The organism is Pseudomonas veronii, from assembly GCF_001439695.1.
In the GTDB taxonomy this organism is placed as follows: Bacteria; Pseudomonadota; Gammaproteobacteria; order Pseudomonadales; family Pseudomonadaceae; genus Aquipseudomonas; species Aquipseudomonas veronii.
In genome coordinates this window covers 82,374-101,929 of sequence record NZ_JYLL01000011.1, presented here as the reverse complement: position 1 = coordinate 101,929, position 19,556 = coordinate 82,374, and the positions used below count along the sequence as shown (strand labels likewise).

The following is a 19,556-nucleotide window of genomic DNA, read 5'->3' as shown; positions in this document are numbered from 1 at the left end:
TCATGCTCCAAGCGACTGGGCGAAAAGCGGATTGGCGAAGTAGTCGTCAAGACCGCTGAGCCGTATTGCTTCGATTACGGTCGCGCTCGGGTTGCTCAGCAACAGCTGCGTTCCGTCCTTGAGCGACTCGCGTTTGATGAGGATCAACAATTGCAGACCGGCGCTGTCCAGTTCGTCGACATTGGACAAGTCCAACTCAACCTCATGCGCCAGCGGAAACAACGACAACAACAGGTCTTTTTGTTCAGTGGCGGTGTAGATCGTCAGGGGGCCTTCCATGACCTGGATTCGACGTAGCATCGGTACGGTGCTTTTCATGGAAACCTCCTGGCCAGCGGTCGCTGGTCATTGCTATGGCAGGATCAACTTGGAGACGGCAGTGAGCATTTGCGCCGGCTGAAAGGGCTTGACCATCCACGCCTTGGCACCGGAGGCCTGGCCTTGCTGCTTCATCGCATCACTGGCCTCGGTGGTCAGCATGATGACCGGCGTGAACTTGTAGGCCGGCAATAGCTTGGCCGCCTTGACGAAGCTGAAGCCGTCCATGTTGGGCATGTTCACGTCGCTGACAATCAGGTGGATTTTGCGTCCGTCCAGTTTGCTCAGCGCATCTTTGCCATCACAGCCTTCGATCACGTCATAACCCGCGCCTTTGAGAGTGATGCTGACCACCTGCCGGATGGAGGCAGAGTCGTCGACGATCAGAATGGTTTTGCTCATCGGAAAAGCTCCTCTAGAAAAAGGTGATTTCGCTGTCATCGGACTTGGCGTGCGTGTTACCGCCATGGATAGCGTGTTGCTCCGGCATGGTGTAGGCCGTTGAAAGCTCTTGCAGCCAACGATCACTGACCATCGGGCTGAGGGTATGCCCGCTCAGGCTCGATGCCTGGCGCTCGTCCAACTGCTGCTGGAGCTTGTCCAGGTCGCGAGTAATCAGCGTCAACATCTGGCTGACGCGGTCCTGGAACTGCAAGGCGACCAGCACCTGGGCAATCTCGTCGGCGACGTTGGCGCTCTGCTGTTGCAGGTCATGGCTGTTGCGCACGAGGGTCTGGGCGGTACCGCGAAAATGTTCGATGACCTGCGAGACCACACGCTCCGAATCCGCGAGGGTCAAGGTGTCTTGTTCAGCGTGGTGGCGGGACATTTGCACCGTGCGGGCAATGGCCGCATTGACGGTATTCACGGTTTCACTGATCTTGCGCCCGGTCTCGCCGGACATACTCGACAGCTTGCGCACTTCATCGGCGACCACCGCAAAACCTCGCCCCGCCTCACCGGCGCGCGCGGCCTCGATGGCGGCGTTGAGGGCAAGCAGGTTGGTTTGACTGGCGATGTCACCGACAAACTTGGCCATCTGCTGAAGTTGTTCGGTGAAGCCGGAGAGCTGCAGGACTTCTTTGAGTTCGCTCTCTTTATTGGAGAGCGCGGAGCGCAGAGCCAGCACGATGGAATTGAGGTCGCGCTGGCCGACTTCCAGCAAGTCGACCAATTGCTGGGAAGCATCTTGCCCGCCGTTGCTGGCCACGCTGTGGCTGATGTTCGATGACAGCGTGCCAAAGCGTTCGCTGAGCTTGAGGATGGACGTTTCGCTGATCAGGCGCGCGGCTTCGATCTGCCTGGACCAAACGGGAAGCACGCTGAGGCACACGTCTGCCAGGCCGTTATCGACGGCCAATGTCGCCGAGACCTCGGGCGGCTGATCGAGCTGGCGTTGCAGGCTGTTGCAATGCGCCTGGAAGCATCTGTTTGCCCAAAGGCCCAAGCCAACGCACAGCACCAACAACGCGCCCCCTGCCGCCACAGCCCATGCGCTGAAGTCATTGCTGTAGGCAACCGCAAGGCCTCCGAGCAGACCGGCCAAGGCGACCGGAAACACTATCAAAGCAGCCGAGGGGGGTGTGGTCTGTTCGCTCACGGTCTGTCTCCCAATCGAAGCATCTCGTCGCCGGTTGATCGGCAGTTCGATTGCTTGAGAGGGATACTGGCCCAATAATGGCACCACGGCCATCGGACCATCCCTATTCCAGGGTAGGGATACCGGCAACCAAGGTAGGAAAATCCCTACACAAGGGGGTTGCTCACGAAATACCCAAGGTCATGGCGAAGCGCACAATGTCCGCCGTAGAGCCGAACCCCATCTTTTCCATGAGCCGGGTCTTGTGGGTGCTGACCGTCTTGTTGCTGATGACCAACTGTTCGGCGATCTGGTTGACGCTCATGCCATGAGCCAGCAAGCGCAGAATCTGAAACTCGCGATCGGACAGGCTTTCAACGTAGGTCTGTTGCTTCAGGCCACTGCTTTGCAGGGCAATCTGCTCTGCCAGCGCCGGGTCCAGGTAACGTTGGCCGCTGGCCACTCGTCGCATGGCAACCAACAGGGTCTCGGGGTCGCGGTCCTTGGTGAGGTAGCCGAGCGCACCAGCGCGCAGTGCGCGTTGCGCAATGTGGATTTCGTTATGCATGCTCAACACCAGGATCGGCAGCTCCGGGTACTGGGTATGCAGGCGGGCGATCAGGATTTCGCCGCTGATACCCGGCATGTTCATATCGAGCAGCAGCAGGTCGATCTCGACCTGGCGCAACAGCTCGATCACTTGCGTGCCACTCTCGGCTTCGGCCACCACCTGGACATCGGCGACCAGCATGAACAACTGCTTGAGCCCTTCGCGCATGATGGTGTGGTCATCGGCGATCAGCATGCGAATCATTAATACGTATCCTTGTGCATCGGAATGAATGCCTGGACTGTTGTGCCCTGTCCGGGATGGCTGAAAACAATCACTTTGCCGCCCAACATCAGGCCACGCTCACGCATCCCGGCCAACCCCAGGGTCTGCCGGGTGACGGCGTCGGGGTCAAACCCCTTGCCGTTATCCTGGACCTCCAGCAGCCAGTTGGTTTCCTGCGGGCTCAGGGTGACGCTGACCTGTGTCGCTTCGGCGTAACGCGCGATATTGGTCAACGACTCCTGCACGATGCGAAACGCGGCGGTGACGTGGGTATCGGGGAGCGTCAGGGGAATCGACGGCAGGTGTAACACACAGGGAACCCGGGTCAAGGTGACGAACTCGGTGGTCAGCCACTCAAGACCGGAAACCAGCCCCAGGTTTAACGCGGACGGTCGCAGGCTGGTGGAGACATCACGCACGACCTGGATCGTCTTGTCGGTCAGCACCATCAGCCGCTCGACCTGCGGGGTCAGCTCGGGTGTCGAGGCGCCGAATTGAAACCTCAACAGTGATATCCCCATGCGCAGTGCCGTCAAGTGCTGGCCCAGCTCATCATGGATCTCCCTGGCGATCAGTTTGCGCTCCTCTTCCCGCGCCGTTTCGCGACGGGTCGACAGATCGCGCAATTGTGCATTGGAGTTGGCCAGGCGCCGCTCGGCAGCCCGCAGCCTGGAAATATCGCGCCCCACCGCCAACACGCTCACGACCCGCTGGCCGTCGACCTCTGGAACAAAGTGGATCAGTACCACTTTGGGTGCGCTCTTCAACCCCGAGAGCAGAAACTCCTGCTCCGTCGCTTTATTTTCCTGAATCACTTGGGCCACCAATTCGCGAAACAGCTGAGACTGGTGGTTCAGCGGCGCCACCGCGTCCATGGGCATGCCCATCAGTTCCGGCCAGGCCCCGCCCACCCATCTTCGCAACTGCGCATTGACGTAGAGCACTTCGCCATGAGCACTCAACCGAGCGATAGCGTCCGGGCTGTTTTCGACCAGTGCGCTGATGTCGTGCTGGCGTCCGAGTTCTTTCTGCCGGGCCCTGATCAACAGGGTAATGTCGCGGCTGATCACCAATATCCGCGCCGCCACACGCCCTGAATCCGCCACCGGCACCAGCGTAAAGTGCAGTTGACGGACTTCGTTGCGAAGCACCATGCCCTCATCCGACTCAACCACCCGCCCGGCGCTTGTGCATTGCTCACAAAGCGCCTGGATCTTTTGCGCGCCCAATCGACCAAAGATCAACTCCAGCGGCTCACCGATAACGTCGGCATGCGGTTTGCCCAGCGCGCGCAACAACGCCGGGTTGACCTCGACACAACGCAGGCAACCGACCGCCGTCATTTCCAGCAGGCAAAGCATGTCCAGGGTATGGTCGAAAATGTCACGGTAACGACGCTCGCGCTCGCGGAGCAACGACTCTGACTGCCAGCGTTCGATCGCGATCGCCGCAATATGACAGGTCTGGCGCACGCGCAGGATGTCGCTCTCATCCGGCCCGGCGCCGGACGCCTGGGACAACTCGAAAGTGCCGAGCACATGACCTTGTTTGTCCACGATCGGCTCGGACCAGCCTACGGCAGACGCCGTATTCATCACCGCGCCGGTGCCGAGCGGCGCTACCAACTGCACCCGGCAGGACCGATGGGGCAAGGCCAATTGCAGATAGTCCACCAGGAGCCCGAGCGTTTCTTCCAGGGGCGCGCCCGTCGCCATTTTTTCGAAAATCCCCAAGCGCGCGTCTTCCAGGACCTGTTGTTTGCACAACTCGGTAATGTCGTGGGCCAGCGCCAACACGCCGATCACCTCGCCTGTCGGGCTGCGCTCGGCCGTCAGGCTGACCGCACAACTGACCAACTCGGTACTGTCCGCGAAGGTCCAACTGTCGAGGAATTGCGCGGTTTCGCCCGTCGCAACGACATGGCGCAGCTGGTTGATATAGTCACCCGCGTCCTCGTCGGGGCTCACGCCTATCGACTCGTCATAAGACATGCCGGTCAAGCGCAAAAAGGCCGGGTTGACGTAAGTGCGCAACAGGTTGCGGTTGTAGCGCACGATGATGTTGGGTGAACTTTCCGCGAGGGTGAGAAATTTGAGTTCGCTGCCCACCAGCGTTTCGCGCAGCTGCCAGTTCTCGGTGATGTCCTCCAGTTGGGACACAAAGCAGAGCGGCTGCCCCTGATCGTCCCGCACCATTCCCACGGTCAACCGCGCCCACACCACCCGCCCGTCGCGATGGATATAGCGTTTATGCAACGTCGCGCCCGACCTTGCACCGCGCTTGAGTTCGTCGATCAACTGCTTGCCGACCTCGCGGTCCTCGGGGTGGGTCAGTGCCATGAACGTGGTGGTTTGCAACTGCGCTTCGCTATACCCAAGCAACCTGCAGATGACGCCATTGGCCCGTAGCCAATGACCGTCCAGCGACACCAGCGCCAGGCCGGTGCCGGAGGAATCGAAAATCGACCTGAGCGGGATCTGCGCGTAGCTTTCGGTTTCGGATGACGGGGCCGACGCGCCCTGGCGGGCAACGACCTCGACAATAAAATACGCATCGCGCCACAACGTCAGGGAGACGTCCAGCCCGCACGCCTCTCTGCTCAATGCCGCGAAACCAGCCCGCGTGTTCCCTGCGGCCGTTTCCAGCGCCGCATAAAACAGCCCATGGTCTTCGGGCCGCAGGAGGGCGATGAACTCGCCGCCCGCTGCCGGAGAAACGCCATTTTGAACTTGCAGTTGGGCGAACGCGGGATTGCCGGCGACAACCCGAGCGGCGCGGTCCAGCGCCACAACCGCAATGGACAGACAGCCGAGCACACTCTCGAGGGTTCGCAACGTATCGTCGTCAGCCACTGCCTGTGCGTCGCGAGCCATCATCCCTGTGCCCTCGGTCGTTGAACGGACTTAACGATATTTGCAAGGCGGGTAAAACGCCTAGCAACCTTCTACGCAGCGCTGGAAATCGGAAACGCCTGAACATTGACCTTTTTACGAGAGCACGGCCCCTCACCGCCAACTTGTCTATCTCGCGTTAAAGCGCCTTCAGACCCACGACTCAATCCTTTGCTCGAACTGTAGCCCAATATCAGACTTCAAAGAGCTGCAGCACGATAGAAGAGAAGGCGCTACAGGAGATGATCCAAGTCAATACACATGGGCCGTCGCGGGTTTTGCATCACCTCTTGTCTATGCCCACCCGCAACGCCGAGGCGCAGACCGCTGAGCGTTGCAGCGAACGAAAAAATGATATCATAATGACATCATCACCTGATACCTTGTAGGTAGAACCAAGCAATTGCGAGGGTCATCATGGGCGAAGGCGCTCCTATTCCGTCGAGTGAAGCTGAAAGGCTAAAAACTGTCACGCGCGCGCCCATGAGCGAGTTGCACAGAGGCATGCTCAATGACTTCGCTGAACGGGTCATGATGCGTATCTGCAACATGCGCGCTCGTAACTTCGTAGACCAACCCACCGGGTTGTTTAATCGATTGAGGTTTGAGGAAGATATACATCAAACGGTCCGGGTAAACAGCGCATGCGAGATTGACGCAGTCGACGTCATTACGCCGAAAGTCCTCAACGATATAGTCAAGGCACCGGGTTATATCTGTGCACAAGACTTGATCCTGGCGATAACGTCGCGCCTACAAAACTGCTACCCAATAATTGCTTGCTTTATAAAATCAGTCCGACGCGATTCGGCTTGATTCTCAATGAATGAGCCGGGCCCTGAGCAAATTTGCGAAACTATTCTGCATAACTTCAAAATATCGGCTACCGAGTCGTTGCAGAAGGCGTAGAAAACCAAGAAGTTCTGCAGCGTTACTTGATAGAAAAACCTATTAGTTCCAAGGGCTTAGAAACCTGGATAGGACAAAGAAACTAGGAGGCAATCATGACGTTGAAGGACTCGCACGCGGCGATTGCGCGCTATTTATATAACGCCACGCCTGCGTCAGTCGTCTACCGATTATATAAACCACCGCTGCCGGGCCGTTTTTTATTACAGCCCTTACTTACCGCCCCGGTAAAACCGAATTATTTTACCGCTGACCGACGACTGACCTGTTCTGCGCTCAAGTTGATCTTGGCCCGAGCCGATAGGCTGATGTGAGAAGGATCGCTATTTACTGATTCAGGGAGGAACCTATGTCGTCATACGGCAACTTGCAGCCGCTTCCTCAGGCTCGCACTTTTTTCCACTTATCGCTCGTACCCGCTGCCTGTGGCGCGTGCGCCCTGCTATTGAGCGGCTGGCGCACCGACAACCAGACAACGCGCCCAGCAAACGCCTGGGCAAACCGCTGTTTATTCCTCGAACGATAGCAAACCCGGCAATTCAGCCAACCGCACCGCACATGGAGAGGCCTTTCAATGAAATGGTTCTACGATTTAAGGATAGCTACCAAGCTCATCACTTCGTTCTTGCTGGTGTTGGTACTGACGGCCATGACGGGCGTGTTCGCCATCATCCAGTTGGGCCTGGTTAACGAAACTGCCGCTGAGATGCGCGACAACTGGTTGCCTTCGGTGCGGGTTGTCTCCGGCATTCGTTTTTTTGTCGCCAACTATCGGGTCAAGGAACTGCGCTATCTGATGGCCGACAGCCCGACGGAACAGGCGCAATATGAACAGGAGATCGTCGATGCCCGCAAGGAAGTCGAGACCCGCATGGCGCGCTATGAAAAAGAGCTGATCTCAAGCCCGGCGGAACAGGCGTTGTTCGATACGCTCAAGACCAACTGGAACAGCTACCTCAACACCAGCAAGAACCTGTTGGCCGAGTCGCGGCAGGGTTTGAAGGAACAGACCAGTGTCATTCTCAAAGGGGATTCGAAACGGGACTTCGAACAGATCTCCAGCGACCTGGTAAAACTCATCGACCTCAACGACGCCGGAGCCACGGCAGCCAATCAACGCGGTAACGAAATCTACGCCAATGCGCGACTGTCCATCATCGCCGCGGTACTCGTGGCTTTGCTGGTGGGTATCGCGCTGGCGTTGTTTATTTCACGCATCATTTCCACCCCGCTGAAAAGGGCCGTGGATGTGGCCAGCCAACTGGCCGAAGGTAACCTGGCCGTGAAGATCGAAGGTGGTTCCAAGGACGAAACCGGGCGTGTGCTCACGGCGATGCAGGCAATGATTGGCAAGCTTTCGCAGATTATCGGTGAGGTGCGCAATGCCGCCGACGGTCTGGCCAGCGCGTCGGAGGAAGTCAGCGCTACCGCCCAGGCCATCAGCCAGACCACCAGCCAACAAGCCGCAAGCGTCGAAGAAACCAGTGCGTCCATCGAACAAATGAGTGCCAGCATTAACCAGAACACCGAGAACGCCAAGATAACCGACGGCATGGCCAGCAAAGCGGCCAAGGAAGCAGGAGACGGCGGCGACTCTGTTCAGCAGACGGTGCAGGCGATGAAAAAAATCGCGCAACGCATCAGCATCATCGATGACATTGCTTACCAGACCAACTTGCTGGCCTTGAACGCCGCCATCGAAGCGGCGCGAGCCGGCGAACATGGCAAGGGCTTCGCGGTGGTGGCGGCCGAAGTGCGCAAACTGGCCGAGCGCAGCCAGGTGGCGGCTCTGGAAATAGGCGAGCTGTCCACCAGCAGTGTCGAAATGGCCGAACGGGCCGGCCATCTGCTTGGCGAGATGCTGCCGTCGATCAACAAGACCTCCGATCTGGTCCAGGAAATCACGGCCGCCTCCGAAGAACAGGCAGCCGGCGTGGCGCAGATCAATTCGGCGATGAACCAACTCAACCAGGTCACTCAGCAAAATGCCTCCAGCAGCGAAGAGCTCGCTTCCACCGCCGAAGAAATGAGTACCCAGGCCGAACAGTTGCAGCAGGCCATGAGTTTTTTCAGGCTGGACGCAAGCGATCAGGCATCGAACGCCACACTGGGCAAATCCAGCCAGGCAAGCAGCGTATCGCGTGCGGTGGCGCGGGCAGCGCGAGCGGTCCCGCAGAAAACCTTCCTCAAGAGCGCAGGCCCCGACGAAAGCGAGTTCACGCGGTTCTGAGCGCAAACCGGACGCGGTGCTTTTTTCATGCAGGAGAGCGACATGGGCGCGTTAACCGATACCCGACAGACGACGGCGATTCAAAAGCAGGAGGCGCAGTACCTGACGCTCCTGCTGGGCGGCGAAATGTTCGCCATCGATATCCAGGGCATCAAGGAAATCATCGAGTACGGACACGTGACTCCGGTGCCGATGATGCCCGACTTCGTGCGCGGCGTGCTTAACCTGCGAGGTGCCGTGGTGCCGGTGCTGGACCTCAAGGCACGGTTCGGGCAGCCCTGCACGAAGGTCTCTCGACGCAGCTGTGTGGTGATCCTCGAAGCCAGCAGCGAGGACCACCAGGCCCAGGATATCGGGCTTCTGGTGGACAGTGTGTCAGAGGTACTGGAAATTCCGGCGGACGAGATCAAGCCGGCCCCCAGCTTTGGCGCGCGCATTCGCCCTGACTTCATCAGCGGCATGGCCAAGGTCGCCGGCACGTTCGTCATCGTCTTGCAGGTGGACAAGGTGTTGTCGATGGATGAAATGTCTCAACTGGCGGACGCCGGTGACAGCCCCAGCCTCCAGGAGCTGTAAGTCACGAACAAGGAGTTCGGATTGAAACAGATCAATCTTGAAGATCGTGAATTCACCCAGTTCCAGTCCTGGCTCTATGGTGCAGCGGGCATCCACTTGTCACCCATGAAAAAAGCCCTGGTTGCCGGGCGTCTGTTCAAGCGCCTGCAGTTCCATGAACTGGAGAGCTACGGCGCGTATTTCAAAATGATAATGGGCAAGGAGAACCCCGACGAACTGCAGTTCGCCCTGGACCTGTTGACCACCAACGAAACGTATTTCTTTCGTGAACCCAAGCACTTCGAGTTCCTGCGCGAACGGGTATTGCCCTTCGCGTCGCCAGGCAAGACCTTCAGGGTGTGGAGCGCGGCCAGCTCCTCGGGCGAAGAACCTTACAGCCTGGCCATGACCCTTGCCGAAACCCTGCGCAGCACGCCCTGGGAGGTCATCGGATCGGACATCAGCACCCAGGTACTGGCCAAGGCCCGGAACGGGCATTACCCGATGGAACGCGCCAACAGACTGCCGCAGTCCTTGCTCAGTCGATACTGCCTCAAGGGCATCGGCCAGCAGGAAGGCACCTTCCTGATCGATAAATCCCTGCGCCAGCGGGTCAGTTTCGTGCAAGTCAACCTGATCGAAACCCTGCCCCAACTGGGCGAATTCGATGTGATTTTCCTGCGCAACGTGATGATTTACTTTGATCAGGAGACCAAGCGAAAAGTGGTCAGTCGCCTGCTCCCATTCCTGCGACGTGGCGGCTATTTCATGATCAGTCATTCGGAAAGCCTGAACGGCGTCAGCGATGCGTTCAAGCTGGTGGCGCCTTCGATTTATCAAAAACCGTGAGGCGCCGAAGCTGTCGAGCCACTATTCGCTGATGAGCTTCTTCGGGTTGTCACGTTCACGCAGCACACATTGCATTTCCAAAGCCTCATCGAGGGTGAGCTGAAGCTCTTCATCCTTCCAGGGTTTGCTGATGTAGCGGAAAATGTACCCATCGCTGAGTGCCTGCGTGATCATGCTCATGTCGGCATAACCGGTCAGCAGGATATTCATGCAGTGCGGATCGCGCTTATGCACCTCACGGAGCAGGGTCGGGCCGTCCATGAACGGCATGCGCGCGTCGCAGACGATCAGGTCTATGGGGTGCAGTTCGAAAAGGTTCAGCGCCTGCGCGCCACTGGTGGCCAGCAGCAAATCGTAAGGCTTGCCACGCAGCAAGCGGCGCAGGCTGTTGAGGATACTTTCTTCGTCGTCCACCAGCATGACGGTGTAGCGTTTTTCGCTCAACTCGGTGGTGTTCATGCTCAGCATCCTTCAACGGCAGAGGTAGCGTGGGCCTGTACCTGGGGCTGACGTAACGGGAGCCACGCACGGAAGCAACTGCCCCGGCCCGGTTCACTTTCGACGGTGAGTCTTCCATGGTGCTTGACGATGATGCTGTACGACAGCGACAGGCCCAGGCCCGAGCCCATGCCTACCGGCTTGGTGGTGAAGAACGGTTCGAATATCCGGTTCTGGATGTCCAGCGGGATGCCGTGACCGTTGTCGACGACCTCGACGAACACACCGCCGTCTTCCCTGCCACTGTTGATGATGATTTCGCCATCAACGCCCACGGCATGGCTCGCATTGATGAGCAGATTCAAGAACACCTGATTGATCTGCGAGCCCATGCACTCGATAGGCTCGATATCGCCGTAGCGCTTGATCACCTGAGCCTTGAACTTGATCTCGTTCCAGATAACGTTGAGGGTGCTATCCAGCCCCTTGTGCAGATCGGCCAACTGCCATTCGTAGCTGTCGACGTGGGAGAACTCGCGCAGGTCCTTGACGATACGAGTGACCCGGTCCAGCCCCTCGACCGACTCGACGATCAGCTCGTCGATGTCCTGCCGCATGAAGTCGTAATCCGCCTTGTCCCGCATGGCCGCAAGCTCGGGATGAGCCTGCGCATGTTTTTCGTCACTGGCCTGTTCGTAGGCGTCGAGCAATGCGAAAAGATCCACCAGGTAACGCCGCAGGCTGTTGACGTTGGAGCACACAAAGCCGATCGGGTTATTGATCTCGTGGGCCACGCCCGCCGCAAGCTGGCCTATCGCAGCCATTTTCTCGGACTGCAGCAACTGCGCCTGAGCCTCCTCGAGCCGTGCGATCAGCAGCGCCTGGGCGCTCTTTTCCTCTTCCAGCAACTCGTTGAGGTGCGTCAGTTCGAGTTGGCGGGCAGCGGTATCGGTCGTATCGCTTATCGCCAGGCCCACCCCCAGACTGCCGCCATCGGCGTCCTGCACCGGGAAGAACGTGCAGTTCTGATACATGTGCCCGACCAAGCCACTGATCGGCCGGGTGCTTTCGAAGTTGAACAGGTGCGGCCGTTGCTGCCAGGAGGTGAACGCAAAGTTCTGCAGCGTGACGACGCTGTTGATCTTCTGCCGGGTCCAGACCTCGGGCAGTTCCGGAAACACTTCGAACAGCGTGCGACCGACGAGCTCTTCGGCGCTGCGGCCGCTGTTGATGGACATGAAGTGGTTGGAGAACAGCACTTTGCAGTCATGATCGACCAGCAGCACGCCCATGTTGATAGCCTTGAGCATCGACTCAAGGGTTTCCCGGGAAATTGCCTTGTTGTCTGTCATGAAGACGCCCCTTCAAAGCTCATAGAGCAAGCGATCGATGGCCCGGACCACAACGCCTGCTGTACGTTCGGTAATACAGATCAGCAGGTCGCAGGAGAATTGATGAGCCTGCACCTCGAAACGGATTTCCAACACCATCGCCAGGTGTTCGTTCAGGTTCAATTCATTCAGTGCGTTCGCGGACTCTTCTCTGTGGACCAGAATCGACGGCGCGTCATAACTCACTTGTATCGCCACCTGCTTGGCCAGGCCACTGATGCAGGCGCCGGACAGGATGTTGGTGACATCCAGCATCAGTTCTTCCTGCTGCGCAGGGCCGCCGTCGCTATAGCCGAGCAATTCGGCGAGCTTGTCGGCCCCCATGGAACCAAAGCAAACGAACACCTCTCCGCGCAACTCCCCCAGGAACGACTGGCGGGTGACGATCATGGAGCTTCGACGAAGATGGTCGGGAATCAACAGGTTGTCCTGCTCCCGGATCAGTGGGTGAATGAAAGGAACCGAAAGCGTAACCATGGTGTTGGTCAGCCGGGCCAGTCGTTCGGCGGCCTGCCCCATGGCAATGTTCATCAATTCCTGCAAGGCATCACGTTGGTCTTCGGTTAGCGCGGCCAAGGTTTCCATCAAAGTACCCCTATGACGTGCAAGGCATTGAGTACAGCTTGCGCCGTAACCGGCTTGGCGACGAATGCAGCAGCGCCCAGATCGGATACGCGCTGCCTGGCCAGCGGCTGGATGTCGGCGCTGATCACCACGACAACCACATTCGCGTCCTCGCGCTTGAGCGCCTCAAGGGTCTGGAAGCCATCCATGACCGGCATGGTCAGGTCGAGAAAAAGCAGGTCCACCAAACCGGCGTGATACGCCTCCATCACCTCGGCACCGTTACAGGCCTGGCGAACATCTTCGGTCAGTGATTCTGGCAGGGAACGCAAGACCAGCTTGCGGGACATGGATGAGTCATCAGCGATTAGGACTTTCATGATGCACTCCACATTATGAAGTGTCCTGCAGCCTCGGGAGGGGTCGCAGAAACGAAGATTCGCAAGAACCTTTTAATCACTCTAACCCGACATCTAGCAAAGAGCCATCATCCAATCCTGATATTGCGCGAGGGATTTTCGGAGCCTGTAGGGGTTTCCCTACAGGCCGCCAAAAAGTGTGGCTGCGTGACCTTCGCCCGGCATACCACCGGATCAACCGACGAGGCACATCGCGCCGGGCGCTGACCGCGCTACAGAGTGTAGGAAATACCCACTTGCACCGTGCGCGGCTCGCCAGGGTAGGCGTAGAAGTTCAAGAACGAGCCCTCTTCGTACTCGCGATTGAACAGGTTCTTCACGTCCAGGTTGAGCCTGACCTTTTCGTTGACCTTGTAGTAACCGAGCAGGTCTACGACCGTGTAGGCGTCCATCGCGAACGTGTTGTTGGCCGTCTGCCCGGCACGCTCGGCCACGTATTTGCCACCGGCGCCGAGGCCCAAGCCTTTGAGCGCGCCGTCCTGGAACTCATACACGTTGAGCAGGCTGAAGCTATTGCGCGGAATGTTGGCCAAACGCGTTCCGGTACGGACAGTGGTGTCCTTGGTGACGGCGGCATCCACATAGGCATAGCCGCCGATCATCCGCCACTCGGGCGTCAGGTTGCCGGCCACGTTCAGATCAAAGCCGCGGCTGCGGACCTGGCCCGTCGCAACATTGAAGGCGGAGTCAACGGGGTCGACACCCTGGACATTTTTCTTCTCGATCTGGTAGATCGCCGCATCGACGCTCAGCTGTCGGTCAAGCGCTTCCCACTTCACGCCCATCTCGTAGGACTTGCCCTTCTCCGGATCGAACCCACCGCCCTGACGACTGGCGCCAGTGTTGGGCTTGAACGAGCGCGCGGCATCCGCGTAGAGCGCGACGGTGTCGGTGAGGTCATACATCACGCCGACGCGCGGGGTGACGGCGTTGTCGGCGGCGTTCCAGCTTCTGACACCGGGTACGTAGGACTCGTAATCGTGCTCGAAGCGCTCGAAGCGCGCACCGGCGAGGACTTTCAAGCGCTCGGTCAGTGCCACCTGGTCCTGAACGAAGGCCGCGTAGGTCTTGAGGTTTTCTTTATCGTGCGTCGGCGTGCGGGTCAGCGCCGGACGAGGCTGGCCGTAGACCGGGTTGTAGATATCGATCGGAAAGGTCCCCGCCACGGCGCTGGAACGCTGGATGATCGACTTGTAGTCGTAGTCTTCGTATTCGATGCCAGTGAGCAATGTGTGATCAAAGCCGCCGGTGGAAAAGTGCCCGGTCAGGTTGAGTTGGTAGTCCTTGTCGGTCCATTCCAGCTTGCGGTAGTTGAAGTTGCGCTGAAGTGTGCGGCCATCGGCATCCAGGCTGGTCGCGCCGTTGGCCTCGACACCATTGCCCTTCATCGTCCCGTCCAGCCACTGGAAACCACCGCCCAGGGTCCAGTTGTCGTTGAGCAGATGTTCGAAGCGCAACTGGGCCATGTTGTTATCGTTGTGCAGGTCGCCGGCGTACTTCTCACCCCAGAAGGTGTCACGGGACGGCGTCCCACGCTGGTTGGCGAAGCGTGTCAGGCCGCGATCCAGCGGGCGATTGTTACGCATGAAGTCGCCTTCGAAGATCACCTTGGTGGCGTCATTGGCCTGCCAGGTCAACACCGGGGTCACGCCGTAGCGTTCGCTCGAGACATGGTCGCGGAAGGTGTCGCCGCCCTCGCCCACCACGTTCAGACGATAGGCCAGCGTGCCTTGCTCATCCAGCGGGCCGGACGCATCGAGGGTGCCGCGCTTCATGCCCTGATCATTCAATTGGCTACCCAGCGTGACCGTGGGCTCGGCCAGCGGCTGCTTGGATACCACGTTAAAGGTGCCACCGGGATCGCCACGGCCATACAGCATGGTCGCCGGCCCGCGCAGCACTTCAAGGCGCTCGATGCTGTTGGCGTCGGGCATGCTCGGGTAGCCGCGGTTGATCGGGAAACCGTTGCGGTAGAACTCGGCAGTGGTAAAGCCTCGCACGGTGAAGCTGGTAAGCCCTTGCCCGCCGAAGTTGTTCGCCCGGCCGACGCCGCCCGCGTAGTCCAGGGCCTCCTGCAGGCGAGTCGCACCAATGTCCTCGACCACGTCCTTGGGCACTACGCTGATGGACTGCGGCGTTTCATGAATCGAAGTGTCGGTACGGGTCGCACTGGCTGAACGTGTCGCGCGGTAGCCCTTGACCGGCCCTTGAGCCGTCTCGTAGTCCATTTCGCCGGTGACCGTGGTCGCCTGCAACTCGAGGCTGGGTTGTTCAGAGGCGGCAACCTGCGCCCAGGCAAAAGGAGTAAACGCCTGAAGCACGCAGAGGGAAATCAGGGTGTGACGCATGGATGTTGGACCTCATGAATGAGCCGACGCGCAGGCAAACCTGCCAAGAATTCGCGGCGCATGATATACCAAACCATTCGCGTATGACATGTATTCTCATTAACTGCTTTTCGCGTATCAGCTTTGTATCAACCGCGTAAAAATCCAGGCAAAAAAAACCACTCGTTAGAGTGGTTCGCTTTTGCCATGGCCGCCTGCCACGGCAGTGCTGGCGCTTGCCTTCATGGGCCGGGAGTCGTGAGGCTGGCGAGAAAGTCAGCGACCAGCCGGTTGAACGTCTCGCCCTGATCGTCGTGGACATAGTGACTGGCGTGCGCGACTTCCACCGTCTGCACCTGCCGATTGCTGTCACGCATCGCCTGCAGCGTCGCGGTGGGCAGGAAGTCCGAACGCCCGCCACGAATGAACAGCGTCGGGCAGTCCAAGGCCCGCACCGCCGGCCACAGGTCGGTCGGCTCGATGCTCAGGCGCGCCTCGGCGATGCCTTGCTGATCGTGCCGCCAGCTGATCAGCCCTTCGTGCTCTTTCATCGAATGCGCCAGCCTGGAAGCGAGGCCCTGCTCTGACAAACCCGGGCGCGACGCCTGCCAGAAAGCGCGGGCGCTCGCCCAGCTGTCGAAGTGCAACGGCGTCTGGCTCATTTCACGGCGAATACGCGCCGCGCCGTCGCCCTGGCTCGAAGAGCCGGGACCGATGTCTTCGATGATCAGCCCGTGCAAACGCCCCGGGTTTTGCCGTGCATATTCAAGGGCATTGGCGCCACCCAGCGAATGCCCCAGCAACACGAAGCGTTGCAAACCGAGGTGGGCGACAAAGTCCTCCACATCCTCCACATAAGATTGCGTGTGGTAGCTGCTCGGCGTGGCCCAATCGCTCAACCCGCGACCGCGCTGGTCCAGGGCGTAAACGCAGTAACCAGGGCCCAACGCCTGCACCAGCGACTCCCAGGTCTGCGCATAGGCCCGCAAGCCGTGCAGCAGAACCAGAGGCACGCCGCTCGGCTCGCCCCATTGCAGAAAATGCAGGCGCAAGCCTGTGCGATTAGTAAAAAAACAGCTGGCAGGCGACATCGTTGTGCTCCATGAAGGCTGGGCTTGGGCCGGCTTAGAAACGATCGAAACGATACGGGCTCGGATCGATGATCGGGGTATCCCCGCTGACGATATCCGCCGCCAGATGGCCGGCCGCCGGCGAGGTACCGAAACCGTGCCCCGAGAAACCGGTGGCGACGGTCAACCCGGGAATTTGCGCGACCGGCCCAATCACCGGGTTCGAGTCCGGCGTCACGTCGATGGTGCCCGCCCAGGCCTGGGCAATCCGCGCCTGCTCGAATACCGGCCAGGCGGCCTTGAGGTTGCTCATCGCATCGTTGTTGAGCCGCGGGTTGGCGGCCGGGTCCTGCACCCGTACCCGTTCGAACGGGCTGACACTGTCGGCCGACCAACGCCGGGCCAGCGCCAGGTCGTTAAAGAAATACTTGCCCAGCGACACGTTCAACACGCTGCGCTGCGCGCGAAACTGCGGCATGTATTGCTTGGCGAGCAACAGGTGATCGAGGGTCAGGTAGGCGTCCAATTTGCCGCGTTGGGTAATGATGAAACCGCCGTCCTTATGCTTGCGAAAGGAAAAGTCCGGCGCGCCTACGGCGATTTCCGTAGGCCCATCCATCGGATGCGTGCGCAGCACCGAACAGGTCAAGGCCAAGGTCGGCAACGCCACGCCGAGGTTGCCCAAAAAGCGCCGCGACCACATCCCCCCGGCCAGCAATACCTGATCGCAGCGAATCTCGCCCTTTTCAGTGACCACCCCACTGACCTTGCCGGCGGACATCTGCAGTGTACGCACCGCACACTGCTCGATGATCACCACGCCCTTGGCCATGGCCGCCTTGGCGATCGCACTGCTGGCCAGGGTCGGCTCGGCCCGCGCATCGGATGGCGTAAAGATACCGCCGGCCCAGTCAGCCACGCCGCCCGGCACCCGTTGCGCGATCTCGCGCTGGCTCAGCAACCGCGAGTCGAGGGACAGATGTTCGACCGATTTCAGCCAGCTTTCATGCATCGCCATCTGCGCCTCGTTGCGGCCCAGGAACATGATGCCCTCTTGCCGATACCCGACGTCGGCGCCGACCCGCTCAGGCATCTGCGCCCACAAGCGATCTGCGGCGAGGGCCAAGGGGATATCGGCGGCGTGCCGGCTGGTCTTGCGCACCCAGCCGAGGTTGCGTGAGGACTGCTCGCCGGCGATACGGCCTTTTTCCAGCACCACCACCGCGATATTGCGTTCGGCCAATGTCAGCGCAGCCGTCAAGCCGATAATCCCGCCGCCAATGATGACGACGGACGTCGCGAAGGGGAACGTGGTTGACGTGTTCACGGGCGCTATAGTCGGGGCCATGATCAAGACTCTGTGAGCGATTGAGGTCGGCCGCGCAAGCGCACGGCCGCGTAGCGGTCATTGCGACAGGCGGATGACTTCGACCTGCGCCTTGGAGGCGTTGCGATAGGCCGTCACTTCCAGTTCCACCTTGTAGACCGTCGAGCCCAACGGCGGGCAGGTCACGGTACTGGCCGGATCGACACCGCGAAACTTCTCGCCGATCAGGCCCATGACCGCCGGAACGTCCTTGGGGTCCTGGATGAACACCCGCGAGCACACCACATCGGCCAGGCTGGCGTCGACGACGGCGAGGGCCGTTTCGATGTTGGCGAATACCTGATGCGTCTGTTCGAGGATGTCCTCGGGGATCAACTTGGTTTGCGGGTTGCGGCCTGCGGTATTGGAGACATAGATCCAGTTGTCCACCACCACCAGGCGTGAATAGCTGGCTTGGTCTTCAAACGGGGAACCGGTCTTGAGCTTGATGATTTTGGTCATGTCGTTGCCTCTTCAGATGGATAAGGGTGGCTTAGCGCAACGCGGGGGTTTCCCACAGATTCAGTTTCACGCCGATGCCTTTTGCGATGGCATTGCGGTACACCACCGTGCCCCAGGCCACGTCTTCCACGGGCATGCCGCCCACCGACATGATGATGATCTCTTCATCGTTCCGGCGGCCCTGGGCATCGCCGGCAACGATCTTGCCGATGTCTTCGAGCTCGTCGCGCTGCATCTTGCCTTCGGCGATCATGTCCATGAACCGCACACCGATCACCGGCACGCAGTGGTGCGCGGGCTTGGGCAATTCTTCGAACCAGGCTTCATAGAGGCCGGTGTTATCCAGCACCTTGCGCACCTCGGAGCTCTCCATGCCTTCATCCAGGGAGCAGGACGCCGGCATCGCCATGAAGGCGCCCGGTTTGACCCACTCACGCTTAACGATTGGGTAGTTCGAGGGGTCGCCGACCTCACCGGAGCTACAATAAGTAACAAGGTCGGCGTCGCGGACCACATCTTCGAGGGTGTCGACGACTTTTATCGTGGTCACCTGTGGGTAGGTTTGCTTTACCCAGGCAATAAAATCGTTGAGGCTTTTCTCGCCGCGCCCCTTGATCTTCAAGGTATCGATCTGCGGGCACACCGCGATGAAAGCGGCCAGCGTGGTCTTGCCCATCACCCCCGGGCCCAGCAGGCCGACGACTTTGGCATCCTTGCGGGCCAGGTGGCGCGCGCCCACGCCGGGAATCGCGCCGGTGCGATACGCCGACAGCAGGTTGGCCGACATGTGCGCCAGCGGTGCGCCCGTGTCGGGGTCGTTGAGCGTGAACATCAGGATCGAGCGCGGCAGGCCTTTGTCGCGGTTGGCGATATTGGAGCCGTACCACTTCACGCCGGCGGTGCAGAAGTTGCCGCCCAGGTAGGCCGGCATCGCCATCATGCGTCGGTCAGCGGTGGGTTTGGGCATGTTCGGGAATGGTGATTCCTTGGGGAAAATCACCATCGCGCCGTGGGAATCGTTGTTCGGGCCCGCCATGCGGTAGTCGCCGATATACAGCAGGCCGAACATCTCTTCCATGGTGTCGACACAGGCAAGCATGTCGGTGACGCCAGCGCGGATCATGTCCTGCTCGGACAGGTAGATGAAGTCTATTTTTGTAGTCGTGGACATAATTATTCTCGGGCTGAAGGTGATATCGCTGCGGTAGGCGCGGCTCCCACGCTGTCGAGTCCGAGTATCGGGCTGGGCTTATCGGCGGTATTGTAAATTTCGGACATCGGCGCTTGCCGCGGGCACCTGAGTTGGCGCGATAAATGCCTGAATATTCGCGCATATTGCCAATCGAAGGTTCC

Annotated in this window: 18 protein-coding genes; 4 read left to right on the top strand and 14 right to left on the bottom strand. The window is 59.5% G+C overall.

Going from position 1 to position 19,556, the window contains the following annotated elements:
• From TU80_RS15805 to TU80_RS15785, 5 genes are all read right to left on the bottom strand, one after another.
• Positions 1-318: an STAS domain-containing protein gene (locus TU80_RS15805; protein WP_017846995.1), complete on the bottom strand. Its 318-nt coding sequence runs from the start codon at positions 316-318 to the stop codon at positions 1-3.
• 33 nt (positions 319-351) lie between these two features.
• Complete coding sequence (locus TU80_RS15800) at positions 352-720, bottom strand: response regulator (protein WP_017846994.1); 369 nt, start codon at positions 718-720, stop codon at positions 352-354.
• 13 nt (positions 721-733) lie between these two features.
• Positions 734-2,011: a methyl-accepting chemotaxis protein gene (locus TU80_RS15795; protein ID WP_371928145.1), complete on the bottom strand. Its 1,278-nt coding sequence runs from the start codon at positions 2,009-2,011 to the stop codon at positions 734-736.
• Between the two features lie 70 nt (positions 2,012-2,081).
• The gene (locus tag TU80_RS15790; RefSeq protein WP_017846992.1) at positions 2,082-2,711 is read right to left on the bottom strand and encodes a response regulator; all 630 of its coding nucleotides are present in this window, start codon (positions 2,709-2,711) and stop codon (positions 2,082-2,084) included.
• Complete coding sequence (locus TU80_RS15785) at positions 2,711-5,608, bottom strand: PAS domain-containing sensor histidine kinase (protein ID WP_057004891.1); 2,898 nt, start codon at positions 5,606-5,608, stop codon at positions 2,711-2,713. The genes TU80_RS15790 and TU80_RS15785 overlap by 1 nt, the downstream gene beginning before the upstream one ends.
• Positions 5,609-6,627: 1,019 nt before the next feature.
• On the opposite strand from TU80_RS15785, the gene TU80_RS32700 reads away from it, so the two are divergent.
• From TU80_RS32700 to TU80_RS15765, 4 genes are all read left to right on the top strand, one after another.
• Positions 6,628-6,846, top strand: a complete 219-nt coding sequence (locus TU80_RS32700; protein ID WP_126588479.1) for a hypothetical protein — start codon at positions 6,628-6,630, stop codon at positions 6,844-6,846.
• A gap of 260 nt (positions 6,847-7,106) precedes the next feature.
• The gene (locus TU80_RS15775) at positions 7,107-8,762 is read left to right on the top strand and encodes a methyl-accepting chemotaxis protein (protein WP_057004889.1); all 1,656 of its coding nucleotides are present in this window, start codon (positions 7,107-7,109) and stop codon (positions 8,760-8,762) included.
• A gap of 42 nt (positions 8,763-8,804) precedes the next feature.
• The gene (locus TU80_RS15770) at positions 8,805-9,338 is read left to right on the top strand and encodes a chemotaxis protein CheW (protein ID WP_057004888.1); all 534 of its coding nucleotides are present in this window, start codon (positions 8,805-8,807) and stop codon (positions 9,336-9,338) included.
• Between the two features lie 21 nt (positions 9,339-9,359).
• Positions 9,360-10,166: a CheR family methyltransferase gene (locus TU80_RS15765; protein WP_017846988.1), complete on the top strand. Its 807-nt coding sequence runs from the start codon at positions 9,360-9,362 to the stop codon at positions 10,164-10,166.
• Between the two features lie 21 nt (positions 10,167-10,187).
• Here TU80_RS15765 and TU80_RS15760 read toward each other — a convergent pair whose 3' ends face one another.
• The 9 genes from TU80_RS15760 to TU80_RS15720 form a co-directional block, all read right to left on the bottom strand.
• The gene (locus tag TU80_RS15760; RefSeq protein WP_057004887.1) at positions 10,188-10,625 is read right to left on the bottom strand and encodes a response regulator; all 438 of its coding nucleotides are present in this window, start codon (positions 10,623-10,625) and stop codon (positions 10,188-10,190) included.
• A 2-nt stretch (positions 10,626-10,627) separates the two neighbouring features.
• Positions 10,628-11,956 (bottom strand): ATP-binding protein, encoded by a 1,329-nt coding sequence (locus tag TU80_RS15755; protein ID WP_017846986.1) that lies wholly within the window; start codon positions 11,954-11,956, stop codon positions 10,628-10,630.
• Positions 11,957-11,968: 12 nt separating this feature from the next.
• Positions 11,969-12,580: a chemotaxis protein CheC gene (locus TU80_RS15750; protein ID WP_046384059.1), complete on the bottom strand. Its 612-nt coding sequence runs from the start codon at positions 12,578-12,580 to the stop codon at positions 11,969-11,971.
• On the bottom strand, positions 12,580-12,939 hold the full coding sequence (locus tag TU80_RS15745; protein ID WP_017846984.1) for a response regulator: 360 nt from the start codon (positions 12,937-12,939) through the stop codon (positions 12,580-12,582). The genes TU80_RS15750 and TU80_RS15745 overlap by 1 nt, the downstream gene beginning before the upstream one ends.
• Positions 12,940-13,190: 251 nt before the next feature.
• On the bottom strand, positions 13,191-15,326 hold the full coding sequence (locus TU80_RS15740; protein ID WP_057004886.1) for a TonB-dependent siderophore receptor: 2,136 nt from the start codon (positions 15,324-15,326) through the stop codon (positions 13,191-13,193).
• 221 nt (positions 15,327-15,547) lie between these two features.
• Positions 15,548-16,396, bottom strand: a complete 849-nt coding sequence (locus TU80_RS15735; protein ID WP_057004885.1) for an alpha/beta fold hydrolase — start codon at positions 16,394-16,396, stop codon at positions 15,548-15,550.
• Positions 16,397-16,430: 34 nt separating this feature from the next.
• Positions 16,431-17,723, bottom strand: a complete 1,293-nt coding sequence (locus TU80_RS15730; protein ID WP_057004884.1) for an NAD(P)/FAD-dependent oxidoreductase — start codon at positions 17,721-17,723, stop codon at positions 16,431-16,433.
• Between the two features lie 57 nt (positions 17,724-17,780).
• Complete coding sequence (locus tag TU80_RS15725) at positions 17,781-18,203, bottom strand: RidA family protein (RefSeq protein WP_057004883.1); 423 nt, start codon at positions 18,201-18,203, stop codon at positions 17,781-17,783.
• Between the two features lie 31 nt (positions 18,204-18,234).
• Complete coding sequence (locus TU80_RS15720) at positions 18,235-19,374, bottom strand: ornithine cyclodeaminase family protein (protein ID WP_026140023.1); 1,140 nt, start codon at positions 19,372-19,374, stop codon at positions 18,235-18,237.
• Positions 19,375-19,556: the final 182 nt, after the last annotated feature.